The 15,885-nt window shown below is 70.9% G+C and carries 13 protein-coding genes; all 13 read right to left on the bottom strand.

Translation table 11 applies throughout. The annotated features are described in order from the left end of the window. Positions 1–82: 82 nt before the first annotated feature. Positions 83–1,453 carry an RsmB/NOP family class I SAM-dependent RNA methyltransferase gene (locus tag NE358_RS07475; protein WP_174799666.1) on the bottom strand — a complete coding sequence of 457 codons (1,371 nt, stop codon included), beginning with the start codon at positions 1,451–1,453 and terminating at the stop codon, positions 83–85. Beyond that, positions 1,450–2,367: a methionyl-tRNA formyltransferase gene (fmt, locus tag NE358_RS07480; protein ID WP_141376733.1), complete on the bottom strand. Its 918-nt coding sequence runs from the start codon at positions 2,365–2,367 to the stop codon at positions 1,450–1,452. Before fmt ends, NE358_RS07475 begins: the two co-directional genes overlap by 4 nt. Positions 2,368–2,414: 47 nt before the next feature. After that, positions 2,415–4,397, bottom strand: a complete 1,983-nt coding sequence (locus NE358_RS07485) for a primosomal protein N' family DNA-binding protein (protein WP_103209573.1) — start codon at positions 4,395–4,397, stop codon at positions 2,415–2,417. A gap of 61 nt (positions 4,398–4,458) precedes the next feature. Then, on the bottom strand, positions 4,459–5,652 hold the full coding sequence (gene metK, locus NE358_RS07490) for a methionine adenosyltransferase (RefSeq protein WP_289942498.1): 1,194 nt from the start codon (positions 5,650–5,652) through the stop codon (positions 4,459–4,461). A 116-nt stretch (positions 5,653–5,768) separates the two neighbouring features. After that, positions 5,769–6,023 carry a DNA-directed RNA polymerase subunit omega gene (gene rpoZ / locus NE358_RS07495; protein ID WP_055837405.1) on the bottom strand — a complete coding sequence of 85 codons (255 nt, stop codon included), beginning with the start codon at positions 6,021–6,023 and terminating at the stop codon, positions 5,769–5,771. 206 nt (positions 6,024–6,229) lie between these two features. Further along, positions 6,230–7,135: a guanylate kinase gene (gmk, locus tag NE358_RS07500; RefSeq protein ID WP_116239754.1), complete on the bottom strand. Its 906-nt coding sequence runs from the start codon at positions 7,133–7,135 to the stop codon at positions 6,230–6,232. Further along, positions 7,128–7,988 carry an orotidine-5'-phosphate decarboxylase gene (gene pyrF, locus NE358_RS07505; protein WP_289942499.1) on the bottom strand — a complete coding sequence of 287 codons (861 nt, stop codon included), beginning with the start codon at positions 7,986–7,988 and terminating at the stop codon, positions 7,128–7,130. The genes gmk and pyrF overlap by 8 nt, the downstream gene beginning before the upstream one ends. Beyond that, complete coding sequence (carB, locus tag NE358_RS07510) at positions 7,985–11,272, bottom strand: carbamoyl-phosphate synthase large subunit (protein ID WP_289942500.1); 3,288 nt, start codon at positions 11,270–11,272, stop codon at positions 7,985–7,987. Before carB ends, pyrF begins: the two co-directional genes overlap by 4 nt. Further along, on the bottom strand, positions 11,265–12,437 hold the full coding sequence (gene carA / locus NE358_RS07515; protein ID WP_289942501.1) for a glutamine-hydrolyzing carbamoyl-phosphate synthase small subunit: 1,173 nt from the start codon (positions 12,435–12,437) through the stop codon (positions 11,265–11,267). The genes carB and carA overlap by 8 nt, the downstream gene beginning before the upstream one ends. Continuing rightward, positions 12,434–12,937: a PH-like domain-containing protein gene (locus NE358_RS07520; protein ID WP_103209557.1), complete on the bottom strand. Its 504-nt coding sequence runs from the start codon at positions 12,935–12,937 to the stop codon at positions 12,434–12,436. Before NE358_RS07520 ends, carA begins: the two co-directional genes overlap by 4 nt. Further along, entirely contained in the window at positions 12,934–14,256 is a 1,323-nt protein-coding gene (locus NE358_RS07525; RefSeq protein ID WP_289942502.1) for a dihydroorotase, read from the bottom strand. The genes NE358_RS07520 and NE358_RS07525 overlap by 4 nt, the downstream gene beginning before the upstream one ends. Then, entirely contained in the window at positions 14,253–15,221 is a 969-nt protein-coding gene (locus tag NE358_RS07530; protein WP_116239759.1) for an aspartate carbamoyltransferase catalytic subunit, read from the bottom strand. The genes NE358_RS07525 and NE358_RS07530 overlap by 4 nt, the downstream gene beginning before the upstream one ends. Next, a complete protein-coding gene (gene pyrR / locus NE358_RS07535; RefSeq protein WP_103209551.1) occupies positions 15,218–15,748 on the bottom strand; it encodes a bifunctional pyr operon transcriptional regulator/uracil phosphoribosyltransferase PyrR in 531 nt (176 codons plus the stop codon). Before pyrR ends, NE358_RS07530 begins: the two co-directional genes overlap by 4 nt. Between the last annotated feature and the right edge of the window lie 137 nt (positions 15,749–15,885).

The following is a 15,885-nucleotide window of genomic DNA, read 5'->3' on the forward strand; positions in this document are numbered from 1 at the left end:
CTCGCGTCGCGCGTCGGAGAGGTCTGCCCCTTCCGGCGGTGGCGCGAAGAATCGCGGCGACCGCGCGGGCGGAGACGCGGCCTCAGCGCTTGCGGAGCAGAGCGATCGACATCGCGTCGGTCCCGTGCCGGTGGGGCCACAGCTGCGCACGCAACGATCCGTCGGCCTGATCGGGCAGATCGATCTCGTCGCGCGCGATCTCGCGGACGACGGCGCGGGCGTCGAGCTCTTCGGCGGCGTCGCCCAACGCACGCTTGACTTCGGCCAGAACGCCCGACGTCTCGGCCAGGTGCGGGGAGCAGGTGACATAGGCGACCACTCCGCCGGGCTTCAGCGCCTCGAACGCGGCGAGCACGAGTTCCTGCTGCAGGGCGGTGAGGTCGGGCACGTCGGCCGGGGTCTTCCGCCACCGGGCCTCGGGGCGGCGACGCAGCGCGCCGATCCCCGTGCACGGGGCGTCGACGAGGACGCGGTCGTACCTCCCCGGCATTCGGGCCGCGCGCTCGCGCCCGTCCTCTTCGCTGACGTCGACGTCGAGGGGAACGGATGCCACGGCCTGGCGCACTAACCCCGCCCGGGCCGGGGAGATCTCGTTGGCGTCGAGGTGCGCGCCGTGCGCGAGGGCTTCGGCCGCGAGCAGCGCGGTCTTGCCCCCCGGGCCCGCGCACAGGTCGAGCCAGCGCTCGTCCTCTCGCACCGGCAGGGCGCGGCTGAGGGCGAGGGCCGCGAGCTGAGAGCCCTCGTCCTGCACACGGATACGACCCTGCGACGAACGGATGAGACCCTCGGGGTCTCCCCCGCGCGTGGTGAAAGCGGTCGGAGCGAATCTCGCCGCTGTGGCGTCTTCGGGTACCTCGGCGAGGCCCGGGAGGGCGATCATCGCGACGCGCGGGGCGACGTTGTCGGCCTCGAGCAGCCCCTCGAGTTCGTCGGCGCGGCCCTCGGCGGTCAGGGCACGACGCAGCGCCCGCACGATCCACACGGGGTGCGAGGTGGTCAGCCCGATGCGCTCGTCGTCGCTGCGGGCGCCGGTGGCGATGCGCTGCATCCACTCGCCGGGGTTGTCGCGCGAGACGCGACGCAGCACCGCGTTCGCGAAGCCCGCAGCACCCTTCCCGCCGCCGTGGCGACGAGCGAGCTCGACGGACTCGTTCACGGCGGCGTGGGACGCCACGCGGGTCGACAGCAACTGGTGCACGCCGAGGCGCACGGCGTCGAGCACGGCGGGATCGATCCGGTCGATCGAGCGGTCGGCCGCGGTCGCGATGATCGCGTCGTATGTGCCGCGGCGACGAAGAGTGCCGTACGTCAACTCGGTCGCGAGCCCCGCGTCCTTGGCATCCAGCCGCTGTCGCGCGATGGCGTGCGGCAGGAGGAGATTGGCGTAGGCCTCGTCCTCCGACACCGCCCGCAACACGTCGAAGGCGACGGCACGTGCTCCCTGCACGTTCATGCGCCCAGCACCGGCTCGCTCGACCGCAGGCCGCGGAACCAGTCGCCGGCCGGCATCGCGCCCTTGCCGGCCGGCTGGACCGTCTCGAGCCGCAGGGGCGTGGTTCCCGTGCCCACGAGCACGTCTTTTGCGGACGCCGTGACTCGGCCGGGCGGGAGCGGCGGAGCGTCCGCGGGGGCGGCGCGCAGCACCTTCAACCGGGCGCCGTCGAGCGTGGTGTGCGCGCCGGGCTCGGGGGTGACCCCGGCGATCTGGTGCAGGAGGCTCTCGGCATCCCGGGTCAGATCGAGGGCGCCGTCGTCGAGCGTGAGCTTGGGGGCGAGGGTGGGTTCGCCCTGCTGCGGAGCGGCGACTGCGGTGCCGTCGGCGATGCCGTCGACGACGCGCGCGAGAAGCGGAGCGCCGATCTCGGCGAGGGCGTCGAGCAGATCGGCCGAGGTCGCCCCGGCGGGGATGTCGTAGCGCTCCTCGGCGAACACGTCTCCGGCGTCGAGCGCGGCGACCAGCTGAAAGACGCTCGCTCCCGTGACCGCGTCGCCGGCCATGAGTGCGCGCTGCACGGGGGCAGCGCCGCGCCAGCGCGGGAGCAGGGAGAAATGCAGGTTGATCCACCCGTGCGCGGGCGTCGAGAGCAGCGGCTCACGGACGAGACCGCCGTAGGCCACGATCACACCGAGCTCCGGCTCGAGGGCCGCGATCCGGGAGGTGACCTCGGCGTCGAGCCGGTCGGCCTTGATGAGCGGGATGTCGAGTTCTTCGGCGGCCCGCGCGACCGGCGAGGGGGTGAGAACGCGCTTGCGTCCGAGCGGAGCGTCGCTGCGGGTGACGACGGCCGCGATCTCGTGTGTGCCGGATGCCAGGGCACGCAGAGAGGGGACGGCGACGGCGGGGGTGCCGGCGAAGACGAGGCGCATGGGTCTCCTCAGACTCTCGGGAGCGGACGGACGGGGTGGCACGGCGCTCAGAGGTCGGGCTCGGGGATGTCGAGGCGGACTCTGAGCGTACTGCGCGGTTGGGGGCCGCGATCTTTGCGCGACTTACGAGCGCGAAGGGCATCGGTGATGACACCTGCCCGCAGTGCCTCTGCCACCGCCCGGCCGTGTGCGTAGTCGAAGCGCACCAGGGCGCGCGACGAGGAGGAATGGGGGTCGGTGGACGTGTCGACCGGACCCAGGACCGCGAGGGCGTCGAGGTCGGGGACGCTCTCCCGCAGGGATTCCAGCAGCACGTCGACGCTCCGGGCGTGTCCGTCGACGCTCGCGACCCGCACCGCCGGGGGCATGCGCAGCGGCGCGCGATCGATGAGTTCGGCGCGAGCATAGGCGGACTGCGTCCAGGTGGCGAGGGCTCGTGCGACGGGGCCGGCGACTCCGACGAGGTGCACGGGGGCTCCCGGAGCGGCCAGAGCGGCGGCGTTCGACCACCACCGGAGGCAGTGCTCGCCGATGCGCAGGGCCTCGTTCTGCAGCATGCGGTCGCCGTCGAGCAGGATCACGGCACGATAGCCGCCCCGGGCGAGGGGTTCGGCGCCGCGCGTGGCGATGACGAGGGCGGGGGCGGCGTCGACCTCGGTGACGGGGTGGGCGCCGTCGGCGACGATCACCCGGGTGTTCGGGAAGGCGCGGCCGAGCTCGTCGGCGGTGCGCTCGCTGCCCGACGACGCCATGCGCAGTTTCGTCGAGCCGCAGTGTCCGCACGCCCAGGCGTGGGCGCTGCGGCCGCACCAGGCGCAAACCGGCGTCGCTCCGGGACGAGCCGCGCGCAGGGGGCCGGCGCAGTGCGGGCAGCGCGCGGGGCGGCGGCAGTCAGCGCAGACGAGGGAGGGGGCATAGCCGGGACGGGCGACCTGCACGAGCACCGGACCGTGCTGCAGAGCCTCTCGTGCGGCGGCGAATGCCGACGACGGCACCCTCGACTGCCGCTGCTCGCCTTCGCGCGTGGCGCTGAGGACCACGCGCGGGCTCGGGCGCCGCGTCTGGGGGATCTCCCGGACGTAGCCGACCTCGACGAGGCGCTGCACGTCGGTGGTCCGGGTGTGGCCGGCGAAGAGCAGCGCCGAACCCTCGATCTCCTGACGCACCAGGGCCGCGTCGCGCGCGTGCACTCCGGGGGCGAGGGGTTCGGACAGGAGCGTGTCCCCGTCGTCCCAGACCGCGACGAGACCGGTGTCGTGAGCGGGGGCGTAGACCGCTGAGCGACGGCCGACGACGATGCAGGGCACGGGCGCGAGGGTACGGAGGTACTGCGCGTAACGCGCGGGCCCGGACTGGTCGGAGTCGTCGCGCACGATGGCATCCGCACTCACGATCTCGCCCAGCGCCGCCAGGAGCTGAGCTTGATCACGATAGTCGGGGACGACGAGCACGGCACTGCGCCCCCGGGCGAGCGTCTGCACGGCGGCGGCGGCGAGGAGATCCGCCCACGCCCCGCGCGGCAGCTCCGCGTGCGGGTGCGGAGGGGCGTCGATCGCGATCCTCTCGCCGGCGTCGAGGGCGGCGGCGAGCCCCGCGTAGGGGGCGAGGAGCGCGACGGCGCGTTCGTGTGCGGCGGGAACGACCTCGGGGGCGGTGGGCGCGGGGGCTGCGGCCCAGGCCTTCTCGGCGCGGACCATGCGTTTGGGCACCGCGAGACGCAGGATGTCGCTGATCGATCCTGCTGCGCGATCGGCTACACGCCGCGCCAGTGTGTACAGGCGCTCGGGCAGGACGGGCATCGGCGACACGACCGCCTCGACCGACGAGAGCGGTCGCTCCGAGCCGTCGTCGGCGACGACCTCGATGACGAAGGCGTCCATCATGCGACCGGCCGAGCGAAGGGGCACCTTCACCCGGACCCCCGGGGCGATATCGGCGACCAGCGGGTGCGGGACGGCGTAGTCGAACAGCCGGTCGAGCTGCGGGACGGGCGATTCGAGTTGCACGCGCGCCACGCGACGCTCGCTCATGAGCTCACTTCCCGGGTGCGGCGGCGGTCGTCGGTGCCGGGGCGTACTCCCCCACGCACTCTCAGAGTCCGGCGGCGGTACGCAGCTCGTCGACGCGGTCGGTGCGCTCCCACGTGAAGTCGGGCAGCTCACGGCCGAAGTGGCCGTACGTCGCGGTCTGGGCGTAGATCGGGCGCAGCAGGTCGAGCTGGTCGACGATCGCGGCGGGACGCAGATCGAAGACCTTGCGGATCGCGCGCACGATGGCCTCGTCGGCCACGTGAGCGGTGCCGAACGACTCCACGTACAGCCCCACGGGGTTGGCCTTGCCGATCGCGTAGGCGATCTGCACCTCGAGACGGTCGGCGAGGCCCGCGGCGACCGCGTTCTTCGCGACCCAGCGCATGGCGTACGCGGCCGAACGGTCGACCTTCGACGGGTCCTTGCCGCTGAAGGCGCCGCCGCCGTGACGTGAGGCGCCGCCGTAGGTGTCGATGATGATCTTGCGACCCGTGAGACCCGCGTCTCCCTTCGGCCCGCCGATGACGAACGGACCGGCGGGGTTGATGTAGTACTTCACGTCGGGCAGCTCGAGGCCCGTCTCGGCCAGCACCGGGTCGATGACGGCGGCCTGCACCTCGGCGCGCAGATCTTCTTGAGAGATGTCGGGGTGGTGCTGCGTCGACAGCACGACGGAGTCCACCGTGCGCGGCACGAGGCCGTCGTAGCCGAGGGTCACCTGCGTCTTGCCGTCGGGGCGGAGGAACGGCAGCGACCCGTCTTTGCGCACGGATGCCAGACGCTCCGCGATCCGGTGGGCGGTCCAGGCGGCCATGGGCATGAGCTGGGGCGTCTCGTTGGTGGCGAACCCGAACATGATGCCCTGGTCGCCGGCCCCCTGGAGGTCGCGCGGATCGACGGAGCCGCGCTCACGCTGCTCGAACGCCTTGTTGACGCCCGCGGCGATATCGGAGGACTGCGCCCCGATCGACACCGAGACGCCGCACGATTCACCGTCGAAGCCGGTGTCGCTCGAGGTGTACCCGATGCGGTTGACCACATCGCGCACGATCGCGGGGATCTCGACGTAGGCGCTGGTCGACACCTCGCCCGCGACGTGCACGAGCCCCGTGGTGACGAGGGTCTCGACGGCCACGCGACCGGTGGGGTCCTCGGTGAGGATGGCGTCGAGGATGCTGTCGGAGATCTGGTCGCAGATCTTGTCGGGGTGACCCTCGGTGACGGACTCGGACGTGAACAGGCGCAGGTCGGTCAAAACGACTCCGGAGAAGTGTGGGGCGGGGATGGGCACAAGTATGCCCCGGGTGGCGCAGAGCCGCCCGGGGCATCGTCACATCTGTGAACAGATCACGAGAGTGTGCAGGCTGTGGATTACTCCGCTGCGCGCAGACGCAGCTTGTCTTCGTGGATCTCGTGCAGCGCGATCGTGAGGGGCTTGTCTTCGACGGTGGAGTCGACCAGCGGTCCCACGTTGTCGAAGAGGTTTCCCTCGTGCAGGTCGGAGTAGTAGTCGTTGATCTGACGCGCGCGCTTGGACGCGTAGATGACGAGCTGATACTTCGAGTCGACCTTGTCGAGCAGAGCGTCGATGGGCGGGTCGATGATGCCCTTGTCACGTCCGGCCATGGGGAACCTCCTGGTTCGGCGGGATGGGGTGGATGCGGCGCTCGGGGCGCCGAAGCATCTGATCATTCTAGCCGACGCCGGCCCGGCCTGTGCCGAGGGGTGTCGGGTGGGTCTCGTCGTCTCGGTTAGAGGCGTATTCGGCGCATCGGGGCGTACGTGTCACGCCCCGAGCGCCAGAACCCGCCCCCGACGACGGGACGCGGAGCTCACTGCTGCGCCGCGGCGAGAGCGACGACCTCGGCGGCGGCCGAGGCGACGTCCTCGTTCACGACGCGGTAGTCGAACTCGTTCTGCGCCGCGAGCTCGACGCGCGCGGTGCGCAGGCGTCGGGCGCGCTCCTCGGCATCCTCGGTGCCCCGCCCGACCAGGCGCTGCACGAGCTCGTCCCAGCTCGGCGGGAGCAGGAAGACGAGGGTCGCCGAAGGATCGGCCGCGCGCACCTGGCGGGCACCCTGCAGGTCGATCTCGAGAAGCGCTGTGCCGCCCTCGGCGAGGACACGCTCGATGGGCGCGCGCGGAGTGCCGTAGCGGTTCTTGTTGTGAACCACGGCCCACTCCAACAGCTCCCCCTCGGCGATCAGACGGTCGAACTCGGCGTCGTCGACGAAGTAGTAGTGCTCCCCCTCGACCTCGCCCGGGCGGGGAGCGCGGGTGGTGGCAGAGACCGAGAGGTGGATCTGGGGGTAGTTCGCCTTGACATGCGCGGCGACCGTGCCCTTGCCCACCGCGGTCGGGCCGGCGAGCACGACGAGGCGACTGCGGCCCTCGCGCGGGGCGGGCTCGGGCCAACGCGTGTCGAGGTACTCCCGCAGGGCATTCCGTTGCCGCGTGCCGAGCCCGCCGAGGCGCTTGACCGGCGAGATCGAGAGCGACGCGAGGATGCGATCGCGTTTGCTCTCGCCGATCGCGGGGATCGCCGTCAGGAACTCGGTCACGCGCATCGCGCCGGCCGCGGAGAGCGGGTCGGCGAGCCCCCGGCGCAGCAGCTCCTGCGGCGAGATGACGCGGGTCGACACGTCGCGCTTGAGCGCGGCGCGCTCGCGACGGGCCTCGACCGCGCGGCGCGAGGCGGCGGCGCGATCGACCTCGGGTGGACGACGGGTTTCAGCCATGCAGGGACTCCCGGTAGAGCGCGGCGCGCTCATCGATGCGGGCGGCGAGACGGTCGGGTCCGACCGCGAGGATGCTCCGGCTCTCGTTGGCCACGACGGCCTTGGCGACGTAGCCGAAGAGGCGGCGCAGATCGGCCGGGGCCGCTCCCTGCGCCCCGAAACCGGGGGCGAGGATGGGCATCCCCGCCAGGGCCACGTCTCCGAGACCGAAGGCGGAACGATCCACAGTGGCTCCGACGACGACGCCCACGGGGCCGAGGGCCCCGGGCGCGCCGATGTTGGCCTGGTTGACATCGTGCGCGACGCGGGCGGCGACGTGCTCGTGGTCGCCCACGGCCTGCGCGTCGTCGACGATCGCGCTCTGCAGGGCGCGGGCTTCGGGATTGCTCGTCGCGGTCAGCACGAACGCGCCCTTGCCGTGGTGCACCGCGAGCGACAGCGTGTCGCGCAGCGAGTCGGCGCCCATGTAGGGCGACAGGGTCACGGCATCCGCTTCGAGGGGAGCGCCGGGCTCGAGCCACGCGTGGGCATAGCCTTCCATGGTCGTACCGATGTCACCCCGCTTCGCGTCTGCGATCACGAGGAGTCCCGCGTCGCGGGCCGCCGCCATCACGTCCTCCAGGGCGGCGAAACCGCGCGAACCGTAGCGCTCGTAGAACGCCACCTGGGGCTTGACCACGCCGACCCGGCCGCGGGCGGCCTCGACCACCCGCAGCCCGAAGGCGCGCGCGCCCTCGGCGGTGGCATCCAGCCCCCACGCCGACAGCAGCGCGGCGTGGGGGTCGATGCCGACGCACAGGGCGCCGTGCAGGTCGAGGGCGGCGCTGAGGCGCTGTCCGAACGTGTCGCTCACAGACGCCCCGCGCGATCCACGGCGTACTGCTGGAGGCTGCGCACTCCGAAGCCGTCCTTCATCGCGCCGAGGGCGCTCACGGCGGCGCCGAGCACGGCCATCGTCGTGAACAGGGCCTTGTCGGCCGCCACGGCGGCCGCGCGGATCTCGTAACCGTCGGCTCGGGCGGTGCCGCCGGAAGGAGTATTGACGATCATGTCGATCTCGCCGGCGTTGATCAGGTCGACCACGTTGCGCTGACCGGAGCCCTGCGTTTCGGAGTACTTCTCGACGACCTTCACGCGGATGCCGTTGCGGGCCAGGATCTCCGCCGTTCCCTCGGTCGCCACGAGCTCGAAGCCGAGCTCCTGCAGCCGGTGGGCGGGCAGGATGACCGCGCGCTTGTCGGCGTCGGCGACCGAGATGAAGACGGTGCCGGAGGTCGGCATCCCGCCGTAGGCGGCCTCCTGCGACTTCGCGAACGCCGTCGGGAAGTCGCGGTCGATGCCCATGACCTCACCGGTCGAGCGCATCTCGGGCCCGAGCACCGAGTCGACGGTGTGACCGTCGGCGGTGCGGAACCGCTTGAACGGCAGCACGGCCTCTTTGACCGCGACGGGAGCGTCGAGCGGCACGCGCGAGCCGTCCTGCTCGGGCAGCAGACCCTCGGCGATGAGCTCGGCGACGGTGTTGCCGGCCATGATGCGGCTGGCGGCCTTCGCGAGCGGGATGCCGAGAGCCTTCGACACGAACGGCACGGTGCGACTCGCGCGCGGGTTCGCCTCGATGACGTAGAGGACCCCCGCCGAGATCGCGAACTGCACGTTCAGCAGACCGCGGACGCCGACGCCCTTCGCGATCGCGAGGGTCGCTTCGCGGACGCGGTCGACCTCTGTGCGACCGAGCGAGACCGGCGGCAGCGTGCACGAGGAGTCGCCGGAGTGGATGCCGGCTTCCTCGAGGTGCTCCATGACACCGCCGATATACAGGTCGGTGCCGTCGAACAGCGCGTCGACGTCGAGCTCGATCGCGTCGTCGAGGAAGCGGTCGACGAGGAGCGGGAGACCCGGGCCGATGATCGCCTGATCGGCGACCCGGACGAAGTAGTCGCGCAGGGCCTCCGTCGAGTAGACGATCTCCATGCCGCGACCGCCGAGCACGAAGCTCGGGCGCACCAGCACGGGGTAGCCGATCTCCTCGGCCACGGTCACGGCGCCCTCGACGTCGATCGCGGTGCCGTTGCGCGGGGCCACGAGACCGGCGTCGTCGAGCAGGCGCGAGAACAGTTCGCGCTCCTCGGCGAGGTCGATCGCCTCGGGGCTGGTGCCGAGGATGGTGTAGCCCGCAGCCTCGATGCCCTTGGCCAGGCCCAGCGGCGTCTGACCGCCGAGCTGGCACACGACGCCGAGGATGGTCCCCGACTGCGATTCGGCGTGCAGCACCTCGAGCACGTCCTCGAGCGTCAGCGGCTCGAAGTACAGACGGTCGGAGGTGTCGTAGTCGGTCGACACGGTCTCGGGGTTGCAGTTGACCATGACCGTCTCGTACCCGGCGTCCGACAGCGCGAACGAGGCGTGAACGCACGAGTAGTCGAACTCGACGCCCTGACCGATGCGGTTGGGGCCCGAACCGATGATGACGACCTTGGTGCGCTCGGAGGGCGTGACCTCGGTCTCGGCGTCGTACGAGGAGTAGTGGTACGGCGTGAGAGCCGGGAACTCCCCCGCGCACGTGTCGACGGTCTTGTAGACCGGGCGCACGTCGAGTGCGTAACGGATCTCGCGCACCTCGGCTTCGTCGAGCCCGCGGATCTGCGCGATCTGGGCGTCGCTGAAACCGTGCTCTTTCGCGACGCGGAGGGTGTCGGCATCCAGTTCCGAAGCCTCGCCGATGAAGGCGGCGACCTCGTTGATGAGCACCATCTGGTCGATGAACCACGGGTCGATGGCCGTGGCGTCGAAGGCCTGCTCGGCCGTCGCGCCCTTGCGCAGCGCCTGCTGCAGCACGACGATGCGCCCGTCGGTCGGGGTCTTCGCGATCTCGAGGAGTTGCTCCACCGAGCGCGACTCCTCGCCCCAGTGGAAGCTCGAGCCGCGCTTCTCGAGCGAACGGAGGGCCTTCTGCAAGGCGGTGGTGTAGTTGCGGCCGATCGCCATGGCCTCGCCCACCGACTTCATGGTGGTGGTGAGGGTGGTGTCGGCGGCGGGGAACTTCTCGAAGTTGAAGCGCGGCACCTTCACCACGACGTAGTCGAGCGTGGGCTCGAAGCTGGCCGGGGTCACCTTGGTGATGTCGTTGGGGATCTCGTCGAGGCGGTAGCCGATCGCGAGCTTCGCGGCGATCTTGGCGATCGGGAAGCCCGTGGCCTTCGATGCCAGCGCCGACGAGCGCGACACGCGGGGGTTCATCTCGATGACGATGATGCGGCCGCTCGCCGGGTCGACCGCGAACTGGATGTTGCAGCCACCGGTGTCGACGCCGACCGCGCGGATGATGTCGATGCCGATGTCGCGCAGTCGCTGGTACTCGCGGTCGGTCAGCGTGAGGGCGGGAGCCACGGTGATCGAGTCGCCGGTGTGCACGCCGACCGGGTCGACGTTCTCGATCGAGCAGACGACCACCGTGTTGTCGGCGGTGTCGCGCATGAGCTCGAGCTCGTATTCCTTCCATCCGAGGATCGACTCCTCGAGCAGCACCTCGCTCGTAGGTGAGTCGTGCAGGCCCGCGCCGCCGATGCGGCGGAGGTCGGCCTCGTCGTACGCGAAGCCCGAGCCGAGACCGCCCATGGTGAAGGAGGGACGCACCACCAGGGGGTAGCCGAGCTTCTCGGCACCCGCGAGCAGCTCGTCCATGGAGTGGCAGATGACGGATGCCGCGACATCGGCGCCCGCCTCGATGACGAGCTCCTTGAAGATCTGGCGGTCCTCGCCTCTGTTGATCGCGTCGAAGTCCGCGCCGATGAGCTCGACGTCGTACTTCTCGAGGATTCCGCGCTTGTGCAGCTGGATCGCCGCGTTCAACGCGGTCTGACCGCCGAGCGTGGGGAGCACGGCATCCGGTTTCTCTTTGGCGATGATCGATTCGATGACCTCGGGGGTGATCGGCTCGATGTAGGTCGCGTCGGCGAAGTCGGGGTCGGTCATGATCGTCGCCGGGTTGGAGTTGACGAGGATGACGCGCACCCCCTCTTCGCGGAGCACTCGGCACGCCTGGGTGCCGGAGTAGTCGAACTCGCAGGCCTGACCGATGACGATCGGGCCGGAGCCGATGACGAGGACGGAGTTGATGTCGTCGCGCTTAGGCATTGGTCTTGGTCTCCTGGTTCGCGATCACCATGTCGCGGAAGCGGTCGAACAGGTAGTTGGCGTCGTGCGGGCCGGAGGCGGCCTCGGGGTGGTACTGGACGCTGAAGGCGGGGATGTCGAGGGCGCGCAGACCCTCCACGACGTTGTCGTTGAGGCCGATGTGGCTCACCTCGACGCGGCCGAAGCCGTTCGGGCTGTCGATGACCTGGTCGAGCGGGGCGTCGACGGCGAAGCCGTGGTTCTGCGAGGTGATCTCGACGCGGCCGGTGGTCTTGTCGAGCACGGGCTGGTTGATGCCGCGGTGTCCGAACGGCAGCTTGTAGGTGCCGAAGCCGAGGGCGCGGCCGAGCAGCTGGTTGCCGAAGCAGATGCCGAAGAACGGTAGTCCGTCGCTCAGCACATCGCGCAGCAGCTCGACGTGCCGGTCGGATGCCGCGGGGTCACCGGGGCCGTTCGAGTAGAACGCCGCGACCGGCTCGATCGCGCGGATCTGCTCGATCGTGGCGGACTGCGGGAACACGTGCACGTCGAACCCGCGGGCGGCCAGGTTCACGACCGTGGAGCGCTTCACTCCGAGATCGAGTACGGCGAGGTTACCGAGGCGCTCGGTCGTGGCCGGGGTGACCTCGACCTCGCTCACCGAGACCTCGGCGGAGAGGTTGCGGCCCGCCATGCTCGGGGCCTCGCGCACACGTCGCAGCTGCTCCTCGGCATCCAGGCTCGCCGCCTCGCCCGAGAAGACGCCGCCGCGCATGCTGCCCGAGGAGCGGATGCGGCGGGTGACGGCGCGGGTGTCGATGCCCGAGATGCCGACGATCCCGTCCTCGACGAGCGCGTCGTCGAGCGAGCGGTCGGCACGCCAGTTCGACACCATGCGCGAGGGATCGCGCACGACGTAGCCGGCGACCCAGATGCGCCGCGACTCGGGGTCTTCGTCGTTCACCCCGGTGTTGCCGATGTGGGGGGCGGTCTGCAGCACGATCTGGCCCGCGTACGAGGGGTCGGTGATCGTCTCCTGGTAGCCGGTCATGCCGGTGGCGAAGACGACCTCGCCGAGGGTCTCGCCGCGTGCGCCGTAGGCACGGCCGGTGTAGCGGGTGCCGTCTTCGAGCACGAGGACGGCGGGGTCTCGCGTGAGGCGCGAGGAAGGGATCAGGGCGGTCATGCGTCGCTTCCTGTCGTGGGGATGAGGGGACGAATGGCGTCGGCGAGGGCTTTCGCCGAGGCATCCTGGGGTCGGAGGTAGGTGTCGACGATCGTGTCGTCGTCGATGCGCCAGCTGACGCGCGTCAGGCCGTCACGCTCGACCACGCGGTCGATGGCGACCGTGGCTTGAGCTGCGTCGATGAGGCGGTCGCGGGTGAGCGCGATGCGGGGCTGGCCCTGCAGGTCGAGGGCGACGCCGGCGGTCGTGACGGTGACGTCGACGCGGGAGCGGAAGCCGAGGCCCCTGATCGCGAGGCGCTCGAGCGGCTCGTCGTGTCGGGTCGTGGCGACGTAGAGCCCCGAGAACACCGCCGTCTCGACGGCGTTGGCGGGCAGCTCCCCCACCGGGGCGGAGTAGCGCGCATCGCGCCGCGTTCGTCGCACCCAGGCCCACGCGAGCAGGGCCAGCAGCACGACGGCCACGCCGATCATGACGAGGAGGGCGCCCTCACGGCTCACGAGAGCGCTCCGGGGGCGTCGAGCACGGCACCGTCGACGACGGTCGGGATGCCGCCCCGCACGGTCCAGCGCACGTCTCCGGGCAGATCCCGGCCCAGGTAGGGCGAGTTGGTGCTGCGACCCGCGAGGTCGCCGACACCGAAGGGGCGGGAGGGCCGCGGGTCGTACAGTGTGAAAGTGGCGGGCTGTCCCGCGGCCACCGGGGTGCCGTGGCCGTCGAGGCGACCGATGCGCGCGGGGGTCGCCGACATCACGCGGGCCACGTCGGCCCAGCTCATCAGACCCGTCTCGACCATGGCGTGGTGGACGACCCGCAGAGCGCTCTCGAGGCCGACCATGCCGTTGGCCGCCGCCGCCCACTCGCAGGCCTTCGCCTCGGTGGGGTGCGGAGCGTGGTCGGTGGCCACGATGTCGATCGTGCCGTCGGCCAGGCCCTCGCGCACGGCGAGGACGTCTTCTTCTCGGCGCAGTGGCGGGTTGACCTTGAAACGGGCGTCGTAGTCGCGCACGAGCTCGTCGGTCAGCAGCAGGTGGTGCGGGGTGACCTCTGCGGTCACGTTGACGCCGCGCTTCTTGGCCCAGCGGATGATGTCGACCGAACCCGCGGTGCTGAGGTGGCAGACGTGCAGCCGCGAACCGACGTGCTCGGCCAGCAGGACGTCGCGAGCGATGATCGATTCCTCGGCGACGGCGGGCCAGCCGGCGAGACCGAGCTCGGCCGAGACGGCACCCTCGTTCATCTGGGCGCCCTCGGTCAGACGCGGATCCTGTGCGTGCTGCGCGATGACGCCGTCGAAGGCCTTCACGTATTCCAGCGCTCGCCGCATGATCAGCGGGTCGAAGACGCAGAAGCCGTCGTCGCTGAAGACGCGGACGCGGGCGCGCGAGTCGGCCATCGCGCCCAGCTCGGCGAGCCGCTCGCCCTTCTGCCCCACGGTCACGGCGCCGATCGGCTGCACGTGCACGTAGCCGGCGGCCTCGCCGAGGGCGAGTTCCTGCTCGACCACGCCCGCCGTGTCGGCGACGGGCGACGTGTTGGGCATGGCGAAGACGGTGGTGAAGCCACCGGCCGCGGCGGCACGGGACCCGGTGAGGATCGTCTCGGATGCCTCGTACCCGGGCTCGCGCAGGTGCACGTGCAGGTCGACCAGGCCGGGGAGGGCGACGAGCCCGTCGGCGTCGACGACCGTGGCGCCCGCGTGCGACAGAGCGGAACCGGTCTCGGCGATGACCCCGTCGAGGACGAGGAGGTCGGTGGCATCCTGACCCTCGATGCGCGCGCCGCGCACCAGAAGCGTCTGGGGGGTGGCGTGGCTCATCGGAGGTCCTCTTTCTCGGTGTGGGGCCGCTCGCCTGCCAGCAGCAGGTACAGAACGGCCATCCGCACGGAGACACCGTTCGTGACCTGCTCGAGCACCGTCGAGCGAGGTGAATCGGCGGCTTCGGCGGAGATCTCCAGACCCCGGTTCATGGGACCGGGATGCAGCACAATGCTACCGTCCGGCAGAGCCGCCAAGCGCCGGGCGTCGAGACCGTAGCGGCGGGAATACTCCCGTTCAGTCGGGAAATACGCAGCAGACATGCGCTCGAGCTGGATGCGGAGCATCATGAGCGCGTCCGGCCCCGCCGCGATCGCGTGATCGAGGTCGTAGTCGATCTCGACGGGCCACCCGCTGACGTCCTGCGGAACCAGCGTCGGCGGCGCGACCAGCGTGATGTGGGCGCCCAGGGTGTGCAGCAGCCAGACGTTCGAGCGAGCGACGCGCGAGTGCAGCACGTCGCCGACGACCGTCACCCGGATGCCGCTGAGGTCGCGGCCGCGGCTGTCGTCGCCGAACAGGCGCTTGCGGATCGTGAAGGCGTCGAGCAGGGCCTGGGTCGGGTGCTCGTGCGTTCCGTCGCCCGCGTTGACGACGCCCGCGCTGATCCAGCCGGAGGTCGCGAGGGTCCGCGGGGCACCGGACGCCCCGTGCCGGATGACCACGGCATCCGCCCCCATCGCCTGGAGGGTCTGCGCGGTGTCTTGGAGCGATTCGCCCTTGCTGACGCTCGAACCCTTCGCCGAGAAGTTGATCACGTCGGCGGAGAGCCGCTTGGCGGCGGCCTCGAACGAGATGCGTGTGCGCGTGGAGTCCTCGAAGAAGAGGTTGACCACGGTCTTGCCGCGCAGGGTCGGGAGCTTCTTGACCTCGCGGCGCTGCGTGTCGGCCATGTCTTCGGCGACGTCGAGGATCTCGAGGGCGTCCGCCCGCGAGAGGTGCTGGGTGTCGAGGAGATGCCTCATGACTCGATCGTCACCTCCTCGATGCCGTCGATCTCGGCGAGACGCACGTTGACGCGCTCGTCGCGGGCGCTGGGGAGGTTCTTCCCGACGAAGTCGGGGCGGATCGGCAGCTCGCGGTGACCGCGGTCGATGAGCGTCGCCAGGCGCACGGCGGCCGGTCGGCCGATGTCCTGCAGGGCGTCGAGGGCGGCGCGGATGCTGCGACCCGAGAACAGGACGTCGTCGATCAAGACGACGGTCTTGCCGTCGATGCCCCCGGCGGGGATCTCGGTCTTGCGCGGAGCACGCGTCGGGTTGCGGTGCAGATCGTCGCGGTACATCGTCACGTCGAGAGAGCCGACGGGGACGGCAGTACCACCGAACTCGCTGACGAGAGGGCCGATGCGATTCGCGAGGGTGACGCCGCGGGTCGGGATCCCGAGGAGGACGAGTCCTTCCGGTCCTTTGTTGGACTCCAGGATCTCGTGCGATATGCGCGTCAAAGCGCGGGCGATATCGGCATCGTGCATGACGGTGCGCGTATTCATCCGCCGCTCCCTTCTCCGCCTCACGGGACGGGGTTAAAGGTTGCTGTGGTTCTTCGTCGAGTCTAGCGGGTCGGGTGGGACGACCGTCGAGTCGATCCGGGCGGGCGGTCACGGCCGTGTGGTGCGTGCGGCCCCGG

The organism is Sphingomonas sp. G5, assembly GCF_052660795.1.